The sequence below is a fragment of the Uliginosibacterium sangjuense genome (assembly GCF_059132465.1).
In genome coordinates, this window is sequence record NZ_CP101132.1 from 1,182,984 (window position 1) to 1,206,228 (window position 23,245).

Annotated in this window: 20 protein-coding genes; 10 read left to right on the forward strand and 10 right to left on the reverse strand. The window is 67.6% G+C overall.

Translation table 11 applies throughout. From position 1 onward, the window contains the following. From NMB43_RS05350 to NMB43_RS05360, 3 genes are read right to left on the reverse strand one after another with little or no spacing between them, the layout of a single operon-like run. Complete coding sequence (locus NMB43_RS05350) at nt 1–1,977, reverse strand: preprotein translocase subunit SecA (RefSeq protein ID WP_494351123.1); 1,977 nt, start codon at nt 1,975–1,977, stop codon at nt 1–3. Then, nucleotides 1,974–4,136, reverse strand: coding sequence for a PqqD family peptide modification chaperone (locus NMB43_RS05355; RefSeq protein ID WP_494351124.1), 2,163 nt, complete (start codon nt 4,134–4,136; stop codon nt 1,974–1,976). Before NMB43_RS05355 ends, NMB43_RS05350 begins: the two co-directional genes overlap by 4 nt. 10 nt (nt 4,137–4,146) lie before the next feature. Continuing rightward, the gene (locus NMB43_RS05360; RefSeq protein WP_494351125.1) at nt 4,147–5,553 is read right to left on the reverse strand and encodes a GAF domain-containing protein; all 1,407 of its coding nucleotides are present in this window, start codon (nt 5,551–5,553) and stop codon (nt 4,147–4,149) included. 406 nt (nt 5,554–5,959) lie between these two features. On the opposite strand from NMB43_RS05360, the gene NMB43_RS05365 reads away from it, so the two are divergent. The 3 genes from NMB43_RS05365 to NMB43_RS05375 all read left to right on the forward strand — a co-directional run bounded on the left by NMB43_RS05365 (nt 5,960) and on the right by NMB43_RS05375 (nt 10,155). Next, nucleotides 5,960–6,904: a sugar kinase gene (locus NMB43_RS05365; RefSeq protein WP_494351126.1), complete on the forward strand. Its 945-nt coding sequence runs from the start codon at nt 5,960–5,962 to the stop codon at nt 6,902–6,904. A gap of 138 nt (nt 6,905–7,042) precedes the next feature. Continuing rightward, nucleotides 7,043–8,554, forward strand: a complete 1,512-nt coding sequence (locus NMB43_RS05370) for a tagaturonate reductase (RefSeq protein ID WP_494351127.1) — start codon at nt 7,043–7,045, stop codon at nt 8,552–8,554. Nucleotides 8,555–8,640: 86 nt separating this feature from the next. Continuing rightward, the gene (locus tag NMB43_RS05375) at nt 8,641–10,155 is read left to right on the forward strand and encodes a UxaA family hydrolase (protein ID WP_494351128.1); all 1,515 of its coding nucleotides are present in this window, start codon (nt 8,641–8,643) and stop codon (nt 10,153–10,155) included. Nucleotides 10,156–10,228: 73 nt separating this feature from the next. On the opposite strand, the gene NMB43_RS05380 is transcribed toward NMB43_RS05375, so the two are convergent. The 6 genes from NMB43_RS05380 to NMB43_RS05405 form a co-directional block, all read right to left on the reverse strand. Further along, a complete protein-coding gene (locus NMB43_RS05380) occupies nt 10,229–11,026 on the reverse strand; it encodes a hypothetical protein (RefSeq protein WP_494351129.1) in 798 nt (265 codons plus the stop codon). Then, a complete protein-coding gene (locus NMB43_RS05385) occupies nt 11,023–12,108 on the reverse strand; it encodes a bactofilin family protein (RefSeq protein WP_494351130.1) in 1,086 nt (361 codons plus the stop codon). Before NMB43_RS05385 ends, NMB43_RS05380 begins: the two co-directional genes overlap by 4 nt. Continuing rightward, a complete protein-coding gene (locus tag NMB43_RS05390) occupies nt 12,105–13,547 on the reverse strand; it encodes a glycosyltransferase (protein ID WP_494351131.1) in 1,443 nt (480 codons plus the stop codon). The genes NMB43_RS05385 and NMB43_RS05390 overlap by 4 nt, the downstream gene beginning before the upstream one ends. A 107-nt stretch (nt 13,548–13,654) precedes the next feature. Next, nucleotides 13,655–14,488, reverse strand: coding sequence for a pantoate--beta-alanine ligase (gene panC / locus NMB43_RS05395; protein ID WP_494351132.1), 834 nt, complete (start codon nt 14,486–14,488; stop codon nt 13,655–13,657). A gap of 29 nt (nt 14,489–14,517) precedes the next feature. Further along, nucleotides 14,518–15,168, reverse strand: coding sequence for a LysE family translocator (locus NMB43_RS05400; protein WP_494351133.1), 651 nt, complete (start codon nt 15,166–15,168; stop codon nt 14,518–14,520). Between the two features lie 2 nt (nt 15,169–15,170). Beyond that, the gene (locus NMB43_RS05405; RefSeq protein WP_494351134.1) at nt 15,171–15,935 is read right to left on the reverse strand and encodes an outer membrane protein assembly factor BamD; all 765 of its coding nucleotides are present in this window, start codon (nt 15,933–15,935) and stop codon (nt 15,171–15,173) included. Between NMB43_RS05405 and rluD the strand changes: the two genes are divergently transcribed. Further along, complete coding sequence (gene rluD / locus NMB43_RS05410) at nt 15,922–16,893, forward strand: 23S rRNA pseudouridine(1911/1915/1917) synthase RluD (RefSeq protein ID WP_494351135.1); 972 nt, start codon at nt 15,922–15,924, stop codon at nt 16,891–16,893. The genes NMB43_RS05405 and rluD overlap by 14 nt on opposite strands. Here rluD and NMB43_RS05415 read toward each other — a convergent pair. Beyond that, complete coding sequence (locus tag NMB43_RS05415; RefSeq protein WP_494351136.1) at nt 16,877–17,059, reverse strand: hypothetical protein; 183 nt, start codon at nt 17,057–17,059, stop codon at nt 16,877–16,879. The two genes, rluD and NMB43_RS05415, sit on opposite strands and share 17 nt — an antisense overlap. Before the next feature lie 159 nt (nt 17,060–17,218). On the opposite strand from NMB43_RS05415, the gene NMB43_RS05420 reads away from it, so the two are divergent. The 6 genes from NMB43_RS05420 (at nt 17,219) to NMB43_RS05445 (ending at nt 23,245) form a co-directional block, all read left to right on the forward strand. Beyond that, the gene (locus NMB43_RS05420) at nt 17,219–18,958 is read left to right on the forward strand and encodes a PHA/PHB synthase family protein (protein ID WP_494351137.1); all 1,740 of its coding nucleotides are present in this window, start codon (nt 17,219–17,221) and stop codon (nt 18,956–18,958) included. Between the two features lie 104 nt (nt 18,959–19,062). Continuing rightward, entirely contained in the window at nt 19,063–19,803 is a 741-nt protein-coding gene (phbB, locus tag NMB43_RS05425; protein ID WP_494351138.1) for an acetoacetyl-CoA reductase, read from the forward strand. 85 nt (nt 19,804–19,888) lie between these two features. Beyond that, a complete protein-coding gene (locus tag NMB43_RS05430) occupies nt 19,889–20,629 on the forward strand; it encodes a beta-ketoacyl-ACP reductase (protein ID WP_494351139.1) in 741 nt (246 codons plus the stop codon). A 182-nt stretch (nt 20,630–20,811) separates the two neighbouring features. Next, on the forward strand, nt 20,812–21,351 hold the full coding sequence (phaR, locus tag NMB43_RS05435) for a polyhydroxyalkanoate synthesis repressor PhaR (RefSeq protein ID WP_494351140.1): 540 nt from the start codon (nt 20,812–20,814) through the stop codon (nt 21,349–21,351). 163 nt (nt 21,352–21,514) lie between these two features. Continuing rightward, on the forward strand, nt 21,515–22,864 hold the full coding sequence (gene rimO / locus NMB43_RS05440; protein ID WP_494352117.1) for a 30S ribosomal protein S12 methylthiotransferase RimO: 1,350 nt from the start codon (nt 21,515–21,517) through the stop codon (nt 22,862–22,864). A gap of 12 nt (nt 22,865–22,876) precedes the next feature. Further along, nucleotides 22,877–23,245 carry a DnaJ family domain-containing protein gene (locus NMB43_RS05445; protein ID WP_494351141.1) on the forward strand — a complete coding sequence of 123 codons (369 nt, stop codon included), beginning with the start codon at nt 22,877–22,879 and terminating at the stop codon, nt 23,243–23,245.

Here is a 23,245-nt window from a genome sequence, read left to right on the forward strand (position 1 = left end):
TTATTCGGGCCGGGTACCAAAGGAGGGCTGGCTGCGCTGCTGCCGTTCGCGGTCGCGCAGGGCACGGCGGGCACGGGCGGCGCGGCCTTCTTCCAGCCACTGCGTACCCCGCACCAAGGCTGATCCCATGACTATCGGCAGGCGTCCGGACGAGCTTGAAAATACCGCCAGCAGGCGGCGGAGGCCGGGCGGAAGGTAGCGTCCCAGCAGGCCTTCTTCCAGCGACAGAATGGTCCTCGCACCGCCCGGCTGGCCAAGGCGGCCGGCGCGACCGAACAACTGGCGGTCGATGCGGCGGGCGCTGTTGTGCTGGCAGGACACGACCTGCAGCCCGCCGCTGCGGGCGACCTCGGGGGCGATCAGGATGTCGGTGCCGCGCCCGGCCATGTTAGTGGTCACCGTGATGCTGCCCGGCTCGCCGGCGGCCGCGATGAGCCGCGCTTCCTCCTGGTCCTGGCGCGCATTGAGCACGCGATGCGCCAGGCCGGCGCGGGTCAGCAGGGTGGCCAGGCGCTCGGACTCGCGGACCGAGTCGGTGCCCACCAGTACTGGCAGGCCCGCCGCATGGTGCCGGCGGATCTCCGCGATGACCGCCTCCCAGCGTGCGGCGGCGCCGACGAAGACCTGCGGTGGCGCGACCTGCAGGCCGCCCGGCCGGCCGGTCGGGATCGGCAGCACATGCAGGCCGTAGCTGTCGAGCAACTCGCGCCGCGCTTCCACCAGGGTGCCGCTCATGCCCCCCAGGTGCAGGTAGCGGGTGAAGAACTGCTGGAAGGTGATCTGTGCCCGCACGCGGGTGGCAGGCGTGGGGGCGCAACGCTCCTTCAGTTCCACCATCTGGTGCAGGCCGCGCGACCAGGCGCGTCCGCTTGCGATGCGCCCGCTGTGGTTGTCGATGATGTGGACCTTGCCTTCGCGCACCAGGTAGTGCTCGTCGCGGCGCAGCAGGTGCAGGGCGCGGATCGCCAGCTCCACCATCTCGCGGCGATAGCGCGGAATCGCCCACAGCGCTCCGGCGCCACCGCCGACGTTGGCGGCGATTTCCTGGTGTGCGGATTCGCTCAGCTCCACGCTGCCATTGCGCGCATCGAGGCGGAAGTCGAAGCCGGCACGCAGCGTGCCCGCGCAGCGCAGGGCGTGGGTACAGGCCGCCAGTTGCTCGGGTTCGGCGTAGGTCTCGGACAGGATGAAGGGCGTGATCGCCTCGTCGATCAGCACGCTGTCCGCCTCGTCCACGATGGCCATGCACAGGCCGCGCAGCACGCGACCGGAGAGCGGGCTCTCGGTCAGCGATTGCGGGGAAGGCTGCAGGCCGTCTCGCAGGTAGTCGAACACCAGCTCCTTGGCACTGCTATACGCAATGCTGCAGGCATAGGCGCGGCGCCGCGCCTGTGGGCTCATGCCCGCCTCCAGCGCGGCCACGCTGAGGCCCAGGCGATGCGCCAGCGGCAACAGCAGGGCGGCGTCGCGGCCGGCCAGGTAGTCGTTGCTGGTCACCACATGCACCGGGATGCCGGCCAGCGCGGCGACGCAGGCCGCCACCGCGGTGGCCAGGGTCTTGCCCTCGCCGGTGGGCACTTCGGCCAGCAGGCCGCGCAACACGGCCAGGGCCGCCATGATCTGGTTGGGGCGCAGCGCCGGCCCCCCGGCGTGACGCAGGCTGACCAGCACCATGGCCAGGCAGCGCTCGGCGGCGGCCGAGCGCAGACCGTCGCGCGCCAGCTCGGCGCGCACCGTGTGCAACTGGGCCAGTACCGTCGGCTCGCTCAGCGGTGCCAGACGGCCCACGTGTTCCTGCACCCGTCGCGCCGCCAGCGCCAGTTGGCCTTGCAACCGGCGCTGGCTGCTCGGCAGGGCATCCAGCAGGGCGCGCAGGCCGGCCAGCCGGTGGCCTTCCGATTCGCCCGTCGTGCGCTGGGGGTAAGGCCCCAGCACCACGCCGGGCATCGGCAGGGGCGCGCGACGCAGGCCGGTCATAGCGTGGTCCCCGGCCGGACGGCACTGTCCAGCGGCGCACTCAGGAGCTGGCGCAGCGCACGCAGCCACTGCTGCGCCAGGGGTTGCGGCGGGAACTCCAGGCGTACCCAGGCGCGGCTGCCGATGCGTTCGAGCGGCTGGCCGGGCAGTTCCAGATCGACGATGAAGAAGGGCTCCAGCGTGCGCAGTCCGTTGGCGTCGGCCGGATCGGTGGCAAAGGGGCCGCCGCCGTGCTCGCCCAGTACGGCGCTGGGCAGGTCATAACTGGCGGCGGGTTCCTGTGCGGCGAGGCGCGCGGCCAGGTCGCGCTGCGGCGCCTCGGCGGTGCGCACCACGATGCTGCGTGCCGGCTGGCGCAACAGGTCCACCTCGGTCTGTGGCAGTGCCAGGCGTACCGTGGCCTGGCGTGGGTTGAGCACGTTCACCACCACGCTGCCGCGCGGGAAGTAGTGCCCCGGCAGGTCGCGCGCGGCGCCCAGGCCGACACGGCCGTCCACCGGCGCGCGCAATACCAGGCGGCCCAGCTCGCGCTCGGCGTCGAGCAGTTGGGCGTGCAGGGCCTCCAGGGTTTCACCCAGGGCCACCGCGGTGGCGGGCTGAGTCAGCAGGGCGGCCTGGTAGGCCTGCTGTTTGCTCGCCAGGCGGCTGGCGATCTGTGCCCGGCGCGCTTCCAGCTCGGGGTTCTCCAACACCAGCAACACGTCGCCGCGCTTGACGAGCTGGCCCTCACCCACCCGCACCTCGCTCACGAAGCCATCGACCTCGCTGCGCACGCGGGCCTCGTCGGGCAGCCAGACCAGGCCCATGGCGCGGGTGACCTGAGGCAGCGGGTAGGCGCAGGCGAAGCCCAGTACGGCCAGCAGCAGCACGCTGACGCTGCCGGCCGCGCGCAGGCGGATCGGTGCCATGCGCGGGTGCTGGAACACTAGGCGCAGCAGGCGCCACAGCGGCTGCAGCAGGAAGCGCAGCAGCAGCCAGGCCCCCAGGGCCAGGCCCAGGGCCAGTTGCTGGGCGGCCAGCCACAGCGTCATGCTGGCCAGCAGCAGCAGGCGGTATGCCAGCGAGGCGAGGCCGAAGCCGCTCAGCAGCAGGCGGCTGTGCTCGCTGCCCGGTGGGCTGCGCAGCTTGCGGTTGCCCAGTACCCAGCGCTCGCCCAGGTAGCGCAGCCAGGCGTCGGCGCGGGTGGCGAGGCCGGGCATCTCCAGCCAGTCCATCAACACGTAGTAGCCGTCGAAGCGCATCAGCGGGTTGGCGTTGACCAGCAGTGTGGACAGGCCGCCGATCAGCATGCAGGCGAAGGCGGCCTGGCGCAGCCAGCCGTCGCTGAGCTGCAGCCACACGAACAGGGCCAGCGCGGCGAGCGTGGTCTCGACCAGGATGCCCATGCTGCTCACCACCATGCGGCGGTACTTGCTGGAGAAGCCGGAAGCGGCCGAGGCGTCGACGTAGGGCACGGGGATGACCAGGAACACGGCCACCCCCATCTCGCGCACCTCGCCGCCCCAGCGGCGCACCGCCAGGCCATGCCCCAGCTCGTGCAGGGCCTTGATCAAGGGATACAGGAACCAGCCCAGCAGCAGCATGCGTGGGCTCGCCAGGTGGCTGCGCGCATAGGCGCCCAGTTCGGCCGCGTGCATACCGGCGACGAGCAGGGCGGTCGCGACCAGCAGGCTCCAGGCGAACAGCATGCGTGGTCGCAGCAGGGGCGTGGCCAGCGGCAGCAGGGCGTCGAGCAGCCGCGTGGGGTCGAACAGGCTCACGCGGAAGCCCAGCAGGCTCTGTTGCTTGCCGGGGCGGCCGCGGCGCCGACGCGTTGCTTCGAACACGGCGCCGAGGTCTTGCGCGGTCTCGCTGTGCAGCATGCCGGCGGCGGCCAGCTCGGACAGCACCGACAGCACCTCGTGTTGGGTGGGCGCGTCGTTGCCCAGTTCGCGCACCAGCAGGTCCCAGATCTCCTGCACCGTGAGGCGGCCGTCGAGGCGGCCGACCAACTGGTAGGCGATGCTGTTGACGCGGAACTGGCGTCCCGTCGCCGGGTTGGACAGGACGTGCCAGTGCTCGCCGCGGAAGGTCTGGCGCGCCACCTGGATGGTGCTGACCAGGCGCGGATGCAGGCCCGCCGCGCGGTACCAGTAGGGGCTGAACAGCGAGTCGCTCATGCCACCTCGCTCAGCCGAACCAGGTCCACAGCTTGAAGCTGGCCCAGTCGATGACGCGACGGGCCCAGATCAGGCCCAGCGGGCGTTGCCCGTCCTGAATGTGGGCGAAGCCTTCCAGGCCGGGCCGCAGGCCGGCGGCCTTGCGTTGCAGGCTGGCCTCCACCTCGAAACTGTTGCGGCCGTCCTTGAGGCTGGCCACCGGGGTGAGGCGCTCGATGCGGATCGGGAAGCGCTCGCCGGGCAGGGCAGCGAAGGCGACCTCGCCCAGATGGCCCGGCTGCAGGCGCGCCACCTCGCGCTCATCGACCTGTAGCGCCAAGCGGTAATCGGCGGCCGGTGCCAGCACCATCAGCACGTCGCCGCGCTTGACCGGCGCGCCGGCGTGCTGCTGCAGGTCGCCGCGAATGATGATGCCGTCAAAGGGCGCGACCAGGCGGGTACGCGCCAGTTGGTCGGCCACCAGGGCGAGCTGGGCGGAGACCTCTTCCACCTTGGACTGGGCGATGACCATCTGGGCGCGGTCCTGGCGCGCGAAGGCCTCGGCCTGTTCGCCACGGAAACGGGCCAGTTCGCCTTCCAGGCGCAGGTGCTCGTTGCGCAGGTCGGTGTCCTTCAGGGTCAGCAGGACCTGGCCGGTCTTGACCTGGGCGCCGGGGCGGGTCAGCACGTCCTGGATGAAACTGTCGGCGGGGGCGGTGATGCTGCGTTGGATCACGCCTTCCAGCCGCGCGGGTGCCTTCACCGTGTCGGCCACCGGAACCAACAGCGCGAAGGCGGCGAGCAGCAGCACGCCACCGGTGACCAGCTTGGTGCCGAGCGCTCCCGGGCCGCGCAGGCGTGCCACGAAGTCACGCAGGCTGCGCCGCAGATGGGCCGGCAGGCTCTCGTCGGCGCGCTGGCGCAGGCGCAAGGCCGGGCCGATGGCGCCGGCCAGGCCCTCCAGCATGTCGCGCTCCTCGCCGCTCCACGGGCGCTTGCGCGCCAGGGTGAGTGCGCCGGTGACCTGCTGGCGGTCGGACAGGGGAATGGTCAGCAGTGCGCCGCCGAAGCCCTGGCCCGACAGCTCGGCATGCATCAGCGTGATGCGCGGCGGGTCCTCGGGCGGCAGCGGGTAGCGCAGGCTGCAGTGCTGGTCAGCCGCTTCCTCCATGGCGGAGGTGACCAGGCGCACCACGCCCAGCTCCTCGCGCACGTCGGCGGTGTCGGACCAGGCCACCAGGCGCATCGCCGGGCCCTTGAGCAGGCCGATGCAGACATGGTCCGCACCCAGGGCATGGGCCAGCGTGCTGGCCAGGGTGGTGGCGGCAATGGGAAAGGCCGGCTGCGTCAGCACGACGGCCACGCAGTCCTGCGCCGAGAGGGGCTCCGTCTTGCGCGGGCTCGCCTCGTTGTTGATGACAGACAACACTGTCTTCATCGTCGTGAAATCTCGTGTCTTATCGTTGTGTATCCATCATCTGTTGCGTGATGGCTTGTCTCCTGCCGCGCTCTATGCCGAGCTTCAACTTCTATTACTTTCGTTGAGGCTCAATCTTTTACGACCCTTGCCAGAGGCGGCTTTAAACTTTTTAACACAAGGACACTCACTTGCCATGCCCCGGTAACTTTGTTTGAACCTAAAACCAAAGCTGCGCGTGATTTCTGTCGCGCTGCGGTGGCCGGTGCGGCGGCGGCAGGGCTTGATCCAAGTCAGCGCGGCGGAGCCGGCCTGCGGCGCTGCCGCAACCGCCGGGCACGCTTTGACTATCATTGACGCTCCCCTGTTGCCGGCGACTGAGGCACACTGCGGTCGCGGCGAAACACAAAAAAGGCAAATCCCATCCATGGAAACGAAGTGTCGTATCGCGCTGTTCGGCGAATGCATGATCGAGTTGCGGGGCCAGATGTTCGGCACCATGCAGCAAACCTTTGGCGGTGACACCCTCAACACCGCGGTCTACCTGGCGCGCCTGGGTGCGGATGCGGGCATCCAGGTGGCCTATGCCACGCAACTGGGCACCGACGCGTTCAGCGACGCCATGGTGTCGGCGTGGGAAGAGGAGGGGATCGACACCTGCATGGTGCGTCGCGTCGAGGGCAAGATGCCCGGCCTCTACACGATCCAGGTCGACGACAAGGGCGAGCGCACCTTCTACTACTGGCGCGACATGAGTGCCGCCAAGGACTTCTTCGTCGGGCAGGACCACGACAGCCTGCTGGAGCAGCACATCGACGAACTCGACGTGCTCTATTTCAGCGGCATCAGCCTGGCGGTGCTGCCGGATTCCGGCCGCGAGACCCTGTTCCGCCTGTCCGAGCGCCTGCGTGCGCGGGGCGGCAAGGTGTTCTTCGACAACAATTACCGGCCGCGCGTGTGGCGTGGGGATCCGCGCACCACGGAGTGGTATGACCGCGCCTTCGCCAGTGCCGACCTGGCCCTGATCACCCTGGAAGACAATGCCGCCCTGTACGGCCTGGACGAGGAATCGGCGCTGAGCCACGCCTACTCGCTGGCGCCGGACGAAGTGGTGGTGAAGCGTGGCGCCGACCCGACCCTGATCCGCATCCGCGGCATGGACCCGATCATGGTGCCGACCTTCCGCGTCTCCAAGGTGGTGGACACCACCGGCGCGGGGGACTCCTTCGCCGGTGGCTACCTGGCCGCGCGCCTCTCGGGCCAGGCACCGGAAGTGGCGGCACGCTACGGCAACAAGCTGGCGTCTATCGTGGTGCAGTACCCGGGCGCGATCATCCCGCGCGAGGCGATGCCGGTCTTTTTCTTCGGTTGACCGGGCACAAACCGGCGGGCCGTGGCGCAATTGAGTTGTCAGGCAAATTGGCCTAAAATTGCCAAATCAACGCGAATTTGTCAGGCGTGAGGTCTGTCTGGTGGGCAGCCGCGCCTGGCAAAACACAAGGAGACCTCCGTGGCAGCACTGAACCGCGCAAGCCTGGCCGGCGCCAAGATCCGCGCCGATTTCAACACCCAGCCCTCGACCAAGCCGCCGGTGCGCGTGTTGCAGGTGGGCGATGGCAACTTCCTTCGCGCTTTCGCCGACTGGATGATCGACGTGGCCAACGGCGCCGGTGTGCTCAACGCCAAGGTCACCATCGCGCAGCCGCTGGATCGCGGCATCGCTGACAAGCTGAATGCGCAGGACGGTCTCTACACCGTGCTGCTGCGTGGCCTGCAGGACGGCAAGCCGAGCGAAGCCAAGCGCATCGTGACCTGCGTGGGCGAATCGCTGAACCCCTATGCGCAGTGGGATGCGATGCTGGCCTGTGCCGCCGATCCCAGCCTGCGCTTCGTCGTGTCCAACACCACCGAAGCGGGCATCGCGCACGTCGAAGAGGCCCTGGTCAATGGCGTCTGCCCGCAGAGTTTCCCGGCCAAGGTCGCCGCGCTGCTGTGGGCGCGGTTCCAGAAGCTAGGCGGCAGCGCCGCTACCGGTCTGGTGTTCCTGCCCTGCGAGCTGATCGAAGCCAACGGCACGAACCTGCGTCGCATCGTGCTGCAGCACGCCAAGGCCTGGGCCCTGCCGGCCGAGTTTGCGGCCTGGATCGAGCAGCACAACCACTTCCTGAACACCCTGGTCGATCGCATCGTGCCGGGCTATCCCGCCAACGAAGCCGACAAGCTGTTCGTCGATCTGGGCGTGGAAGACCCGCTGATGGTGGCCGCCGAGCCCTTCCACCTGTGGGTCATCGAAGGGCCGCAGGCCATCGCCGACGAGTTCCCGTTGCACAAGGCGGGGCTGGACGTGGTGTGGACCAATGATCTGCAGCCCTACCGCACGCGCAAGGTGCGCATCCTCAATGGCGCGCACACCGCCTCGGCCCTGGCGTCCTACAGCGCCGGGCTGGATACCGTGCAGGCGATGATCGACGACCCGGTCGTCTCCAAGTACCTGCGCACCCTGATGTTCGACGAGATCGTGCCCTGCGTGCCGCTGCCCGACGCGGAGCGCAAGGCCTATGCGAACACCATCATGGAGCGCTTCGCCAACCCCTACATCCGCCACGAGCTGATCTCGATCGCGCTGAACTCGGTGTCGAAGTGGCAGGTGCGCGTGCTGCCCACGGTCAAGGATTTCGCCAAGGCCCAGGGCAAGGCGCCCAAGCTGCTGTCCTTCTCGCTGGCCGCGTTGCTGAACTTCTACAGCGGCAGCTATACCGACAAGGGTGAGTATGTCGGCACGCGCGGCGGCCAGAGCTACCCGATCAAGGACAACGCCGAGGTGCTGACGGTGCTGGCCGAAGCCTGGCGTGCCTGGGCTGCCAAGCAGGACACGCCCGCGCTGGTGCGCAGCGTGCTGGGCGATGCCCGCCTGTGGGGCGAAGACCTCAACGCCGTGCCGGGCCTCAGCGAGCAGGCCGCTGCCGCGTTGGCGCGCATCAAGGCCGTGGGCGTCAAGCAGGCGCTGGAAGAACTGCTCTGAGCTGAACGACCGGCCCCGGCGGCCGGTCTACATCCCTACCCAAATAAGCCGGGCCGTCAGCCAGACGGTCCGCGGAGGCAAGACACATGGCTACCCCGATCTTCATCCGCCTGCATCCCAACGACGATGTCGTCATCGCCACCGCCCAACTGATGCCGGGCACGCGCCTGGAGGCCGAAAACCTCGCCGTGCGCTCGCTGGTTCCCCCGGGCCACAAGGTCGCCGCGCACGACATCAAGCAAGGTGAAGCCGTGCGCCGCTACAACCAGGTCATCGGCTTCGCCAAGGCCGACATCGCGGCCGGCGAGCACGTCCACGTGCAGAACCTGGGCATGGGCGAATTCGAGCGCAAGCATGAGATCGGCACCGCGAAGTTCGATCCGCCCAAGCTGGCTGAACCGGCCACCTTCATGGGTTACCACCGGCGCAACGGCAAGGTCGGCACGCGCAACTACATCGCGGTGATCGCCTCGGTGAACTGCTCGGCGACCGTGGTGCGCAGCATCTCCAACCATTTCAATCGCGAGCGCCTGGCCGCCTGGCCTAACATTGACGGCGTCGTCGGCCTGGTGCATCCGCTGGGCTGCGGCATGAACTCCGCCGGCGAGGGCATGCAGGTATTGCAGCGGACCATCCGCGGCTACGCCCTGCACCCCAACGTGGCGGGCGTGCTGATGGTGGGCCTGGGCTGCGAGATGGCCCAGGTGTCGGCGCTGGTCGAAGGCATGAACGGGCTGGAGCCGGGCATGCTCAAGAGCGTGAACATCCAGGACCTGGGCGGCACCTCGGCCGCCATCCGCGCCGGCATCGAATGCGTGGCCGGCATGCTGGACGGCGTGAATAAGTTCGAGCGCAAGCCGGCGCCGCTGAGTCACCTGATCGTGGGCCTGAACTGCGGCGGCTCCGACGGCTACTCCGGCATCACTGCCAACCCGGCCCTGGGTGGCGCAGTCGACATGCTGGTGGCGCATGGCGCCACCGCCATCCTGTCCGAGACGCCCGAGATCTACGGTGCCGAGCACCTGCTGACACGCCGTGCGGCGACGCCCGAAGTGGCCGAGAAGCTGCTCGGTCGCATCGCCTGGTGGAAGGACTACACCCAGCGCAACGGCGGCGAGATGGACAACAACCCCTCGGTCGGCAACAAGGCCGGCGGCCTGACCACCATCCTCGAAAAATCCCTGGGGGCGGTCGCCAAGGGCGGCACGACCACGCTGGAGGCGGTGTACGAATACGCCGAGCCGGTCACCGCCAAGGGCTTCGTGTACATGGACACCCCGGGCTACGACCCGGTGTCGGCCACCGGCCAGGCGGCCGGCGGCGCGCAGCTCATCTGTTTCACGACCGGGCGTGGCTCGGCCTTCGGCTGCGCCGCCGTGCCGACGATCAAGTTCGCCACCAACAACGCCCTGTGGGAGCGCCAGCGCGACGACATGGACGTGAATTGTGGCGACATGATCGAGGGCGTGCCGATGCAGGTCGTCAGCCAGCGTATCTTCGATGCCATCGTGGCCTACGCCTCGGGCGAGAAGACGCGCAGCGAGGTGCTGGGCTATGGCCAGGACGAGTTCCTGCCCTGGTCCATCGGCGCCGTGATGTAAGACCCGTCGCCCACAAGAAAGGCCGGCCCGGTTTGCCCGGGGCCGGCCTTTTTTGCTTCAGGCGGAGCCGTGGTCAGTGAGGCTCGGCCACGTTGCGCGCAGGGTGCAGTTGCGGCGGCATGGCGAGCAGGCTGCTCAGGATGCCGGCCAGGGCCAGCACGTCGAAGGCCGGCCCGAACAGGATGAACAGCGTGGGCAGCATGACCGGTCCGCCCAACTCGGCCAGCCAGGCGTGGCTCACCAGCTTCAGCGCGCCGGCCATCATCAGGTAGCTCAGCAACAGGGCACTCGCCAGCAGGCGGCGCGGCCAAGAGGGCTCCAGCACGAAGAAGCCGAAAACCAGTACCAGTGGCGCGCACAGCAGGAGCAACTGCGTGCAGGCGCTGATCGCCAGCGTGTGCGAACTCAGGGTGAGCTGCGCGCCTGCGCCGGCGGCCGTGGCCAGCACGCTCAGCCCGTGCACCGCCAGCACGCCGCACAGCGCCCAGGCCGCCGACGGACGCCGGTGGAACAAGCGCCGCACCAGCGCGCCCAGCGCGCCCAGCAGCAGGACATGCCACAGCAGGCCCGGGGGGCTCCCCGTCGTGGCGGCGTGGATCACCGGTAGATTCACCTGCCAGCCTGCCACCGCCAGCATCTGCAGGCCGGCGCGTGCCTCCAACTCCAGACTGCTCAGCCAGAAGGCGCTGCTGCTCACCGTCAGCCGGTTCAGCGCGGGCTGCAGCAGGCATAGCACGGCGTACAGCAGGGCGAAGGAAAGGCCCAGGCCGAGCCGGCGCTGGGTGTGGCCGCGCAGGCGCCACCGCGCCTTGCGGGCGGGGGCGCGGGTCGAGAAGGTGCGCGACAGCAGTTCAGCCGCCTCGCGCTTCATGGCCGGTCCCGCACGTCGAGCAGCACCTCGCCGCTGTGGCGCGCATGCACCGCCCCATGCACCTGGGCCGACTCGGCACACAGCAGGCGTTGGGCCGATACGGTGGTGGGCGCCTGCGGGCTGCCGACCACGCTGCAGGCATCCAGGCCCAGGCGGCCGCCCGCCTGCAGCGGACCCAGTACGCGACACCCCTCGCCCAGCGCAATGTCTTCCTTGCTGAACAAGGCGCCTTCGATACGTGCATCCACGTCCATGTGCACCGCCCCATCGGCATGCACATGGCCTTGCACCAGGCTGTGCTTGCCCAGCACCAGGCGCCCCCGGATCAGCAGGTCGGCCACGATCACGCAACTGGCCGGCACATGCAGGTCGCCACGCACATGCCACACGCCCTGGCGGACGTCGACGTGCGGCGGCGGATCCATCTCCAGCCGGCTGCGCGACTCGGCTGGTGCGCGCGGGAGGCTGCGGCCGAACTGGATGCGCGGCGCGTCGAGGTGGGTGAAGCGGACCTGGCGCGCCAGCACGATCTCGCGCCCGGCGCTGACAAGACCGTGCAGCACCGCGCCCTCGGCCGCCTCCACGCGCAGGCCCGCACTGGCCCACTGGCGCACCCGGGCGCGCGGCCCGATCACGATCTCGCGTCCGGCGTGGGCGGTGCGCACGCTGGCGTTGTGCGCCAGGCTGAGCCGGGCCTCCGCATGCAGGGGGCGCTCGCAGGCCAGTTCGCCGGGAATGTCCAGGTGGCGCGCGGCCACCACCCACTGGCGCAGTACCCGGGCCGAGGGCGGCAGTTGCTCGGTCAGGTAGCGCTTGCCGCCCAGCATCAGGAAGGGCACGCCGCGCTTGGAGGAGCCGCGGATGGCCTCGTCCTCGCGCACCAGGGCGAGCAGGGAGCCGAATTCCTGCGCCAGGTTCTCCTTGAAGCGTGCGATGCCGGCCAGGGCCACGGTCTGCAGTGGCAGGTCCGGGTGTTCCGCCAGCGGGCGCGGGCGCCACAGCGCGCGCAGCATGCCGGCCAGCGGCAGGCCCAGCAGGCCCAGCCCGAGGGCCAGGAAGGCGAGATGGCTGAGGGCGTTCACGTGAGCGTTTCCTGGTGCGTTGCGGCCAGCAATTGCGCGCGTGCGCGGCTACTGCGCGGCAACAAGCCGGCGCCCCAGGCGAGTACCGCATGGGCGGCGGCCAGGGCGTGTAGCAGGGGCATCAGGGGCAACAAGGCGAGTTGCTGGGGCTGGCGTCGCGCGCGTGCCGGAACCAGCAGGCGCAGCAGGCTGGTGGCCTCGCCCGTCGCATCGAAACTGTGGAAGGCGCACACCAGCAGACCCAGGCCAGCCAGGACAGGCTCGCCCACCAGATAGAGCAGGATCGACAGCGCAATGCCGCCCAGCCACAGCAGGGAAAGCAGTGGCAGGCGGGCGGGGCCACCTTCGGCATGGCTGCCCAGGCGAACCCGGCGCAGGTATTCGTCCCAGCGCTGGGGGCTTGGCCGCATGTCGCTGAAGGCCGTCTGCATCGCGGTATGCCAGCCACGCGCGGCGAGCCGCGCGACGAATTCCACTTCGGCCGAGGCATCGTTCTGTGGATCACCGCAGTCGAGCGCGGCGCGGCGGCGCAGGCCCAACACGGTGGCGCCGGGCAGCAGCCGGGTGTGGCTGCAGGCGTCGTGCTGCGCGACCTGGGCGTGGCGCGCGAGATCGAGCAGGCGGGACAGGGTGGTCGCCGGAGCGCGCCCGTGGCGCGTGCCCTGGATGGCGCCGACGGCGGGATCGAGGAAAGGCGCGACCGCCTGCTTGAGCTGGTCCGGCAGCAAGGGGCGGGTCGGATCGACCACCACCAGCAAATCGGTCGGGGCATGCACGAAGGCGGCGCGCAACATGGCCAATGCGTCATGCAGGCGACCACCGGTGCTGACCGGCACGATGCGTGCGGGCGGCAGGGCGAGGTAGCGCGCGATGTCATCGCGCAGGATCGGCTGGGTCGAGCTGGAGATCGGCAGGAAGTGCAGACGCGGGGCCGGGTAGCCCGAATGGAGCAGGGCGTGGATGCGCTGGGCCAGCACTTCCGGCGGGTGGCCGGGCGGGAACACGATGCTCAGTTCGGGCCAGTCGGCGGTGGTGATGGCCGCCGCATGGTGGCGCTGGCGCAGGCCGCGCCACAGGCGGGGCCAGCTTTGCAACTCATGCAGGATGAGGCCTAGCCCGCACAGCGCCAGGGCGAGCTGGGCGATGAGCAGGCCGGCGGGCGTGGCCGGGGCCTCCTCTTCCACCACCTCCTTGGGCAAGGGCGCGGACACCTGGGGCGTGGCCAGCAGCGGAGTCGCGCGGGGAAGCGGGGCGAGGCCGTCGGACAGCAGCAGGCGGAGGCGTTCGGGATCGGCCAGGTCGGGGTCGATCGGCTGGCGTTGCGTCGTGATGTCGCCGAGGTGGTAGCTCAGCACGCCCGTTGGCGCGGGTTCTGCCATACCAGACAGCGGCAGGACGAGCGCCATTCCCAGGAGGAGGGCGATCAGTCTGCGTGGCATGAGCATGGGTCGTGGCCGGATCGGGCTGTGGTGAGGGGTGGCTGGGCCCCATTACAAATCAGTGGCGCGGCGTGTGCCAGCCTCTGCGTACGCCAAGCGATAACAAATTAACGCGGGCCGATCTCCAGATTGTCGATCAGGCGCGTCCGGCCCAGACGTGCGGCAGCCAGTACCACGAGTGCTGCGTCGTCCTGTGCCGGCTGCAGGTCCGTGCGGCGGCGGATCGCCACATAATCGGGCTGCCAGCCATGGGCCTGAAGTTCAGTCACAACCGCCTGCTCCAGCACGGCGAAATCCCGCCGGCCGCCCTCCACCGCCTGTGCGATGTCGCGCAGCAGGCGCGCCAGGCGCGGTGCTTCGGCGCGCTCCTCTGCACTGAGGTAACCGTTGCGCGAGGAGAGGGCGAGCCCGTCTTCGGCGCGCACCGTATCCACGCCCACGATCTCGATCGGCAGGGCCAGTTGGCTGACCATGTTGCGGATCACCATCAGTTGTTGATAGTCCTTCTTGCCGAACAGCGCCACCGCCGGCTGGACGATGTTGAACAGCTTGGCGACCACCGTGGCCACGCCACGGAAGTGGCCGGGGCGGGCAGCGCCTTCGAGGATGCTGTCATGGGCCGGGTCGGGCTGTACCTGATAGGTCTGCGGCTGCGGGTACAACTCGGCTTCGTCAGGAGCGAACAGGTGGTCCACACCAGCGGCGGCAAGCTGGGCGCAATCCGCCTCCAGGGTGCGCGGGTAGCGGTCGAAGTCCTCATGCGGCCCGAACTGCAGACGGTTGACGAAGATGCTCGCGACCACCACGTCGGCGTGCGTGCGGGCGCGACGCATGAGGTCGATGTGCCCGGCATGCAGATTGCCCATGGTGGGAACGAAGGCCACCCGGCCAGCCCCGAGCAGCGCAGCGCGCAACGAATGAATCTGGTGGTGGATCTGCATGGTCCAGTCTTGAAGCGAAGAGGGAAGGGTCAGCGCACGCGTGCCAGATCGCCCAGAGCGAGGCGCAGTCCGAGACCCAGGAAAAGCAGGCCAGTGGTTTTGTCGAGCGCACGTCCGATGGCGGGGCGTGCACGCAGCACGCCACCGGCGCGCGCTGCACCGAGGGCCAGCAGGCTGAACAGGAGCGCGGCACAGGCGGTGAACACGAGCCCCAGCAGCGCGAGCTGCCCGCCCGGTCCGCCCTGCTCGGGGCGGACAAACTGGGGCAGGAAGGCGAGGAAGAACAGGGCGACCTTGGGGTTGATCGCGTTGGCCAGCAGGCCGCGCCGGAAATGCCGCCAGAAGTCGCCCGCGCTGGCCGTACCCTGAGTGTCGAGGAGTGGCTGGCTGCTGCCGGCGTGACGCAGGCTGCGCAGGCCGATCCAGATCAGGTAGGCCGCGCCGGCATACTGCATCAGCGCGAAGGCGGTGGGCGAGGCGGCGATCAGGGCCGATACGCCGATCACCGCGAGCAAGGTGTGGTTGAGGCAACCGGCCGCGCAGCCCAGGCCAAAGCCAAGACTGGCGGCACGCCCGCGCGCCATGCCGAGGGCCAGTACAACCAGATTGTCCGGTCCCGGCGTGGCCGTCACCAGCAGCGCGATCGGCACGAAGAGCAGCAACTGGTCCAGTGCGAGCATGCTCAGCCCTTGGCCGGGGCGAGGAAACGGCTGTTGGGGAAGCTCTTTTCGAGTACGCGGCGGGCGTCGTCGCGCAGGGTGACGAGGCCCAACTGGTCATAGGCGCGAACCATGATCGACAAGGCCTCTTCCAGCGAGGCGGAGTTCGGGTAGTTCAGCACCACCTGCTTGGCGCGGTTGGCGGCCGCCACCGGCGCGCGCCGCTTCATGTAGTAGTTCGCCACCAGCACCTCGTGGCGCGCCATGGCGTTGACCAAATGCTCCATCTTGGCGCGCGCGTCCGGCACGTAGCGGCTCTCGGGGAAGCGGGTGATCAGGTCGCGGAAGATGTTGAAGGAGTCGCGCGCGGCCTTCTGGTCGCGCTCGGCCAGGTCTTCGTCGACCAGCGCCAGGATGCCGCCGGCGTCGGCGTTGAAGTTGGCCAGACCCTTCAAGTAGTACGCGTAGTCGACGTTGGGATGGTTCGGGTACTGCTTGATGAAGCGGTCGCAGGCCGCGATGGCCGAGGCGATGTCGGGCTGCCGGAAGTAGCCATAGGCGATGTCCAACTGGGCCTGCTGGGCGTAGCTGCCGTAGGGGAAGCGCGATTCCAGCAACTCGTACTTCTTGATTGCGTCCTCGTAGTTGCCGGAATCGAGGGCTTCCTTGGCGTCGGCGTAGAGCTTGGCCGGCGGCGTGCCCTCGTCGGGGAGCTTGGGATCCGAGCCGCAGGCCGCGAGGCACAGCGCGAGGACTACCGGTAGACTACGTTTCGTGAGCTTGAACATACCAACACCACCTGCTGAAGAGTCCGAGGATTATAGCGAATCGGTCGAGGAGGACTGCGCCGAACTCTGTGTCGACGCCAGTCTGGCCGGCATGCGCCTGGACGCCGCACTCGCCCGCCTGCTGCCGCAGCACTCGCGCAGCCGCCTGCAGGACTGGATCCGCGCCGGCCGTGTAAGCCGCGAGGCGCGGGTGCTGGACGATCCCAAGCAGCGCGTGGCCGAGGGCGACCGCTTGGCAGTGATGCCGGTGGCCGCGCCGCAGGCCCTGGCCTTCGAGCCCGAGGCGATCCCGCTGTCCATTGTGTACGAGGACGCCAGCCTCATTGTCATCGACAAGCCGGCGGGGCTGGTGGTTCATCCGGGCAGCGGCAACTGGTCCGGCACGCTCCTCAATGCGCTGCTGCACCACGATGGGCGTCTGCGCGAACTGCCGCGCGCCGGGATCGTGCATCGCCTCGACAAGGAGACCTCGGGTCTGATGGTGGTGGCGCGCACCCTCACTGCGCAGACCGATTTGGTGCGGCAACTGCAGGCGCGCAGCGTGTCGCGCCATTACGCCGCCGTGGTCATGGGTGAGCCGGCCGCTGCCGGTACCGTCGATGCGCCGATCGGCCGTCATCCGACCCAGCGCACCCGCATGGCCGTGGTGCAGGACGGGCGCCCGGCGCGGACCCACTTCCGCGTGGTCGAGCGCCTGCAAGGCGCGACCTGGGTCGAGTGCCGGCTGGAGACCGGACGCACGCACCAGATACGGGTGCATATGGCGCATCTGGGACACCCCTTGGTTGGCGACCCGGTCTATGGCGGGCGCCGCAGCCTGGCGGCGGCGAGCGGGTTCGCGCGCCAGGCCCTGCATGCATTCCGGCTTGGCCTGGTGCATCCCGCCACCGGGCAGGAGATGAGCTGGAGTGTGCCGCTGGCGGACGACCTGCAGGACTTGATCAGTCGTCTTCGCTGAGCGGGGGCCGCGCCTGGCGTGGGCGGCGGCGCCCGAACAGATACCAAAACAACAGCAGTGGCAGCGGCCCCCAGCCGATGAAGCTGAGCAGGCCCGCCACCGGCGAGGGCTGCCCGACGGCGATCATGAGGGCGACGAAAAGCCAGCCGAGAGAGATGATGTGCATGCGCGAGTGGGGCCCTGGAGTGGCCGTCATTGTGGTGCAGGCGATTGCTTGACGGCGCATTTGTGCAGTGCAAAAATCAGCACGCAGCCTCATAGAAGCAACTGGCACGGAGTCTGCTGCCGGTTCAGCACAAACCTTTCCATCCATGGTGACAACAAGATGACTGCGCCTTCCGATCCCACCACACCCCAAGGTTTCGAACAGTTTGTCAAAGCCGGCCAGAGCCTCATGCAGGGCTTCTTCCAGCACATGAACAAGATGCCCGGCGTGGCGGGTGTCACGCCGGCGGCCATCGCGCCCACCCTGGCGCCGGATGCCGAGCGGCTGGCCAACTTGCAGCGCGAGCACCTGGAGATGCATGCCAAGCTGTGGCAGACCATGCTGGGCCGCAAGCCCGAGCAGTCCATCGAGCCGGTGGTGCAGCCCGCCCCCGGCGATCGCCGCTTCAATGCGCCGGAGTGGTCCGAGAGTCCGGTGTATGACTACATCCGCCAGGCCTACCTGATCAATGCGCGCTTCCTGAATTCGGTGGCCGAGGCCTTGCCGATCACCGACCGTGCAGCCAAGAGCAAACTGCAGTTCTTCACCCGCCAGTACATCGACGCGCTTTCGCCGTCGAACTTTGCCGCGACCAATCCCGAGTTCGTCAAGCGTGCGCTGGAGACCAAGGGCGAGAGCATCACCCAGGGCGTGATGAACCTGATCGCCGACATGGAGAAGGGGCGCATCTCGATGACCGATGACACGGCCTTCGAGGTCGGCGTCAATCTCGCCACCACGCCCGGCGCGGTGGTGTACGAGAACGCGGTCATGCAACTCATCCAGTACACGCCGCAGACCGAGAAGGTGTGCGACAAGCCGCTGCTGATCGTGCCGCCCTGTATCAACAAGTACTACATCCTGGACCTGCAGAAGGAAAACTCCTATGTGCGCTACATCGTGGAGCAGGGCTTCACGGTGTTCCTGGTGTCCTGGGTCAACCCACAGGCCGAGCAGTCGACGCTGACTTGGGATGATTACGTCGGTTCCGGCGTGCTGGAGGCCTTGTCGGTCGTCAGTGAAATCACCAAGGACCCGAAGCCCAACATCCTGGGCTTCTGCATCGGCGGCACGCTGGTGGCCAGTGCGTTGGCCGTGGCGGCGGCGCGCGGCGAGGACCCGGTGGAGAGCATCACCTTCCTGACCACCCTGCTGGACTTCACCGAGACCGGCGACATCGCCTGCTATGTGGACGAGCAGAGCGTGGCCGCACGCGAGGCCACCATCGGCAAAGGCGGCTTGATGCCGGGGCGCGAACTGGCCAACGTGTTTTCCAGCCTGCGTCCCAACGACCTGATCTGGAACTACGTGGTCGACAACTACCTCAAGGGCAACAAGCCGCCGGCCTTCGACCTGCTGTACTGGAACTCGGACTCCACCAACATGCCGGGTCCCTTCGGCGCTTGGTACCTGCGCAACATGTATCTGGAGAACAACCTGCGCATTCCGGGCAAGCTGGAGATTCTGGGCGAGAAGGTCGACCTCACCAGCATCAAGGTGCCGGCCTATTTCATGGCGGCCCGCGAGGACCACATCGTGCCCTGGCAGACCTCCTACCTCGGGCGCCGCCTGCTGGGCGGTGACACCACCTTTGTGCTGGGCGCATCCGGTCACATCGCCGGTGTGGTCAATCCGGCGGCCAAGAAGAAGCGCAGCTTCTGGACCAACGATTCGCAGGCCTCCACCAGCGATGACTGGATGGAAGGCGCGACTGAGCAGGCAGGGAGCTGGTGGCCGCACTGGATCGACTGGCTCAAGGCGCGCAGCGGCAAGCTCATCGCGGCCCGCAAGCCGGGCAGCACGCGCAAGTTCAAGGAAATCGAACCGGCGCCAGGCCGCTACGTCAAGGTAAAAGCCTGACAGCCCTGTCCTGACTAAGTCCGTACAATCCGCGATTCGCCGCCGGCTGCCCGGGCCGTCGGCGAACTGAATCAACCGGGCTGAACCCTTGTGGGAGACAAAAGATGGTTCGAGTTGCGCTGATTACAGGCGGCATGGGCGGCCTGGGCGAAGCGATTTGCATGAAGATGGCGGCGCTGGGCTACAAGGTGGCGACCACCTATTCGCCCGGCAACAAGACGGCAGACGAGTGGCTGACCAAGATGCACCACCTGGGCTATGGCTTTCGCGGTTTCAAGTGCGATGTGACCGACTTCGATTCGGCGGCTGAGTGCATCGAGGAAGTCACGCGCGAGATCGGCCCGGTCGACGTGCTGGTCAACAACGCGGGGATCACGCGCGACATGACCTTCAAGAAAATGAGCAAGGCCGACTGGGATGCGGTGATCCACACCAACCTCGACAGCGTGTTCAACATGAGCAAGCACGTCATGAACGGCATGATGGAACGCAAGTGGGGCCGCATCATCAACGTCTCTTCCGTTAACGGGCAGAAGGGCGCCTTCGGCCAGACCAACTACTCGGCGGCCAAGGCCGGCATGCACGGCTTCACCAAGGCCCTGGCGCTGGAAGTGGCCAAGCACGGCGTGACCGTGAACACCATCTCGCCGGGCTACATCGGTACCAAGATGGTCACCGCCATCCCGAACGAAATCCTGGAATCGAAGATCCTGCCGCAGATCCCGGTCGCCCGCCTGGGCAAGCCGGAAGAGATCGCCGGCCTGGTCGCCTACCTGGCTTCGGAAGAGGCGGCTTTCCTGACGGGGGCCAATATTTCGATCAACGGGGGGCAGCACATGTATTGATCCCGCGTCCGCCCGCGATGGCGGATGCATGTGCCGGCCGCGACTCCCCCCGTGGCCGGCGTCTTGACTAGCGAGGTGCTCCAAAATGGCGAAGAACGTTGCTCTGGTAACCGGTGGCATGGGCGGTCTCGGTACCGCGATCTGCAAGTCCCTGGCCAATGAAGGCTACAAGGTGGTGGCCAACTGTCTGCCCGATTTTCCGCCCGCCAAGGAGTGGCTGGAGAAGACCAAGGCCGAGGGCTTCAACTTCTACGTAGGTGAAGCCGACGTGACCGACTACGAGCAATGCGGCGCCATGGTCAAGAAGATCGAGGCCGAGATCGGCCAGATCGACGTGCTGATCAACAATGCCGGTATCACGCGCGACGCCATGTTCCGCAAGATGGACAAGGGCCAGTGGGACGCCGTCATGGCGACCAACCTGGATAGCGTGTTCAATGTCACCCACCACATCCTGCCCTTGATGGCCGAGCGCGGGTTTGGGCGGGTTATCAATATTTCCTCGGTCAACGGGGTGAAGGGGCAGTTCGGTCAGGCCAACTATTCCGCCGCCAAGGCCGGCATCCTGGGCATCACCAAGGCGCTGGCGCAGGAAGTGGCCAAGAAGGGCGTGACGGTGAATGCCATCGCCCCGGGCTACATCGGCACCGACATGGTCATGGCGATCAAGGAAGAGGTGCGGGCCCAGATCGTGGCCCAAGTACCGGCCGGGCGTCTGGGCAAGCCGGAGGAGATCGGCGACCTGTGTGCTTTCCTGGCCTCCGACAAGGCCGGCTATATCACCGGCGCCACCATCAACATCAACGGCGGTCTGCACATGTGCTGACCCCGCGGTGCGTCGCGGAACTGGAATTCCCGACGCATGCGCTGCAGGCAAGCGAGAAATAGTTCCGGATCGAAGCCTGCCCGTCTGGGCAGGTTTCGTCCCGTTGTTATAATCGCCCCACTGTCGCGCGAACGAAAAGGCAAAACAAGCGATCAACCGGTTTCCATCGGAGGAAGACAAAGATGTCCGAGCACCCTCGTTTGATCAAGAAGTACCCGAACCGTCGGCTCTACGACACGGCGTCCAGTTGCTACATCACCCTGGCCGACGTGCGTGACCTGGTCCTCAGTCAGGAGGAGTTCCAGGTGGTCGACGCCAAGACGGGCGAAGACATCACGCGCAGCATCCTGCTGCAGATCATCCTCGAAGAGGAAAGCGGCGGCGCGCCTATGTTCTCCAGCGACGTGCTGGCCCAGATGATCCGGTCCTATGGCAGCGCCATGCAGGGCTTCATGGGCGGATACCTGGAAAACAACATCAAGGCCTTCACCGAAATGCAGACCAAGCTGCAGGACCAGGCCCGTGCGCTCTACGGCGAGAACAGCCCGATGAGCAAGGACCTGTGGACCCAGTTCCTGAGTTTCCAGGGGCCGGCCATGCAAAGCATGATGTCGGCCTACATGGAGCAGAGCAAGCGCATGTTCCAGCAGATGCAGGAGCAGATCGAGTCGCAGACGCGCAACCTGTTCTCGGGCTTCCAGTTCCCGGGCGACAAGAAGTAAGCGAAGGTGTGCTCGGCATAGGCGGCGCCCACGGGCGCCGCTTGCTTTTGGAGCTGTCGCAATCCGCTGCTAAAATAACCACTTACATGAATACACGACACGCAGGGCGCAGCCTTCATGCTGCGCCCGCTGTCTTTCTGGAAGGTTCCATCCCTTGAGCAAGATCATCGTCCCCGGCGCGACGCCCAAAGTCGGCTTCGTATCCCTCGGCTGCCCGAAGGCCACCGTCGATTCCGAGAACATCCTGACCCGCCTGCGCGCCGAAGGCTACGACATCTCGTCGAGCTACGATGGTGCCGACCTGGTGGTCGTGAACACCTGTGGCTTCATCGATGCTGCGGTGGAAGAGTCGCTGGATGCCATCGGCGAGGCGCTCAAGGAGAACGGTAAGGTCATCGTGACCGGCTGCCTCGGTGCCAAGAAGGATGAAGCCGGCAAGGGGATCGTCGAGCAGGTGCACCCCAAGGTGCTGGCGGTGACTGGCCCGCACGCCACCGAAGAGGTCATGGAGGTGGTGCACCAGCACCTGCCCAAGCCGCACGATCCCTTCACCGATCTCGTTCCCCCGCAAGGCGTGCGCCTGACGCCGGGGCATTTTGCGTACCTGAAGATTTCCGAGGGCTGCAACCACCGCTGCACCTTCTGCATCATTCCGTCGATGCGTGGCGATCTCGTCTCGCGTCCGATCCACGAAGTGATGCGCGAGGCCGAAGCGCTGGTCGACTCTGGCGTGAAGGAAATCCTGGTCATCTCGCAGGACACCAGCGCCTACGGGGTCGATACGAAATACCGCACCGGCTTCGTCAATGGCCGCCCGGTCAAGACCAAGCTCTACGACCTGTGCAAGGAACTGTCGGAACTGGACGTGTGGGTGCGCCTGCACTACGTCTATCCGTATCCCAGCGTCGACGACATCATCCAGCTGATGGCCGAGGGCAAGATCCTGCCCTACCTCGACGTGCCCTTCCAGCATGCCAGCCCGCGCATTCTCAAGCTGATGAAGCGCCCCGCCAGTGCCGAGAACAACCTGGCGCGCATCAAGCGCTGGCGCGAGATCTGCCCCGAGCTGACGATCCGCAGCACCTTCATCGCCGGCTTCCCGGGCGAGACCGATGCCGAGTTCGAAGAGCTGCTGGGCTTCCTGGAAGAAGCGCAACTGGATCGCGTGGGCTGCTTCGCCTATTCCCCGGTCACGGGGGCTGCCGCCAACGAGCTGCCGGATCCGGTGCCGGACGAACTGCGCGAAGAGCGCAAGCAGCGCCTGATGGAGTTCCAGGAAGACATCTCCACCCAGCGCCTGGAGGCCAAGATTGGCAAGGAGATCGTGGTGTTGGTCGACGACGTCGACGAGGAGGGCGCCATCGCGCGTTCCGAAGGCGATGCGCCGGACATCGACGGTCTGGTCATGATCCCCGAGGGCCACGACATGGAGCCCGGCGGCTTCTACCGCGTGCGCGTCACCGATTGCGACGTGCACGACCTGTACGCTGAACCAATCTACGCCGACGAGTGAGGCCGCTGAGTCATGTGGCTGCTTGACCGCATCGCCGAACAGCGTATCGAGCAGGCGCGTGACGCCGGGGCCTTCGACGACCTGCCTGGCGCGGGCCAGCCCCTGCCGGACGAAGACCTGAGCCTGGTGCCCGAGGAACTGCGCGTGGCCTACCGCGTACTCAAGAACGCCGGTTATGTGCCGCCCGAGTTGGAGCTGCACAAGGAAGCGGTGGCACTGGCGCTACAACTGGCCACCCAGGATGAGGCTCCATGCGAGGCGGGGGGCCGCACCGGCCTGCTGGCACGCTTGGCGCGCCTGAACCTGCTGCTGGCCGAGACCGGCAAACCGCAACTGGTTGTGCCGCCCGATTATTTCCGACGTCTTGCCGAGAAAGCCTGA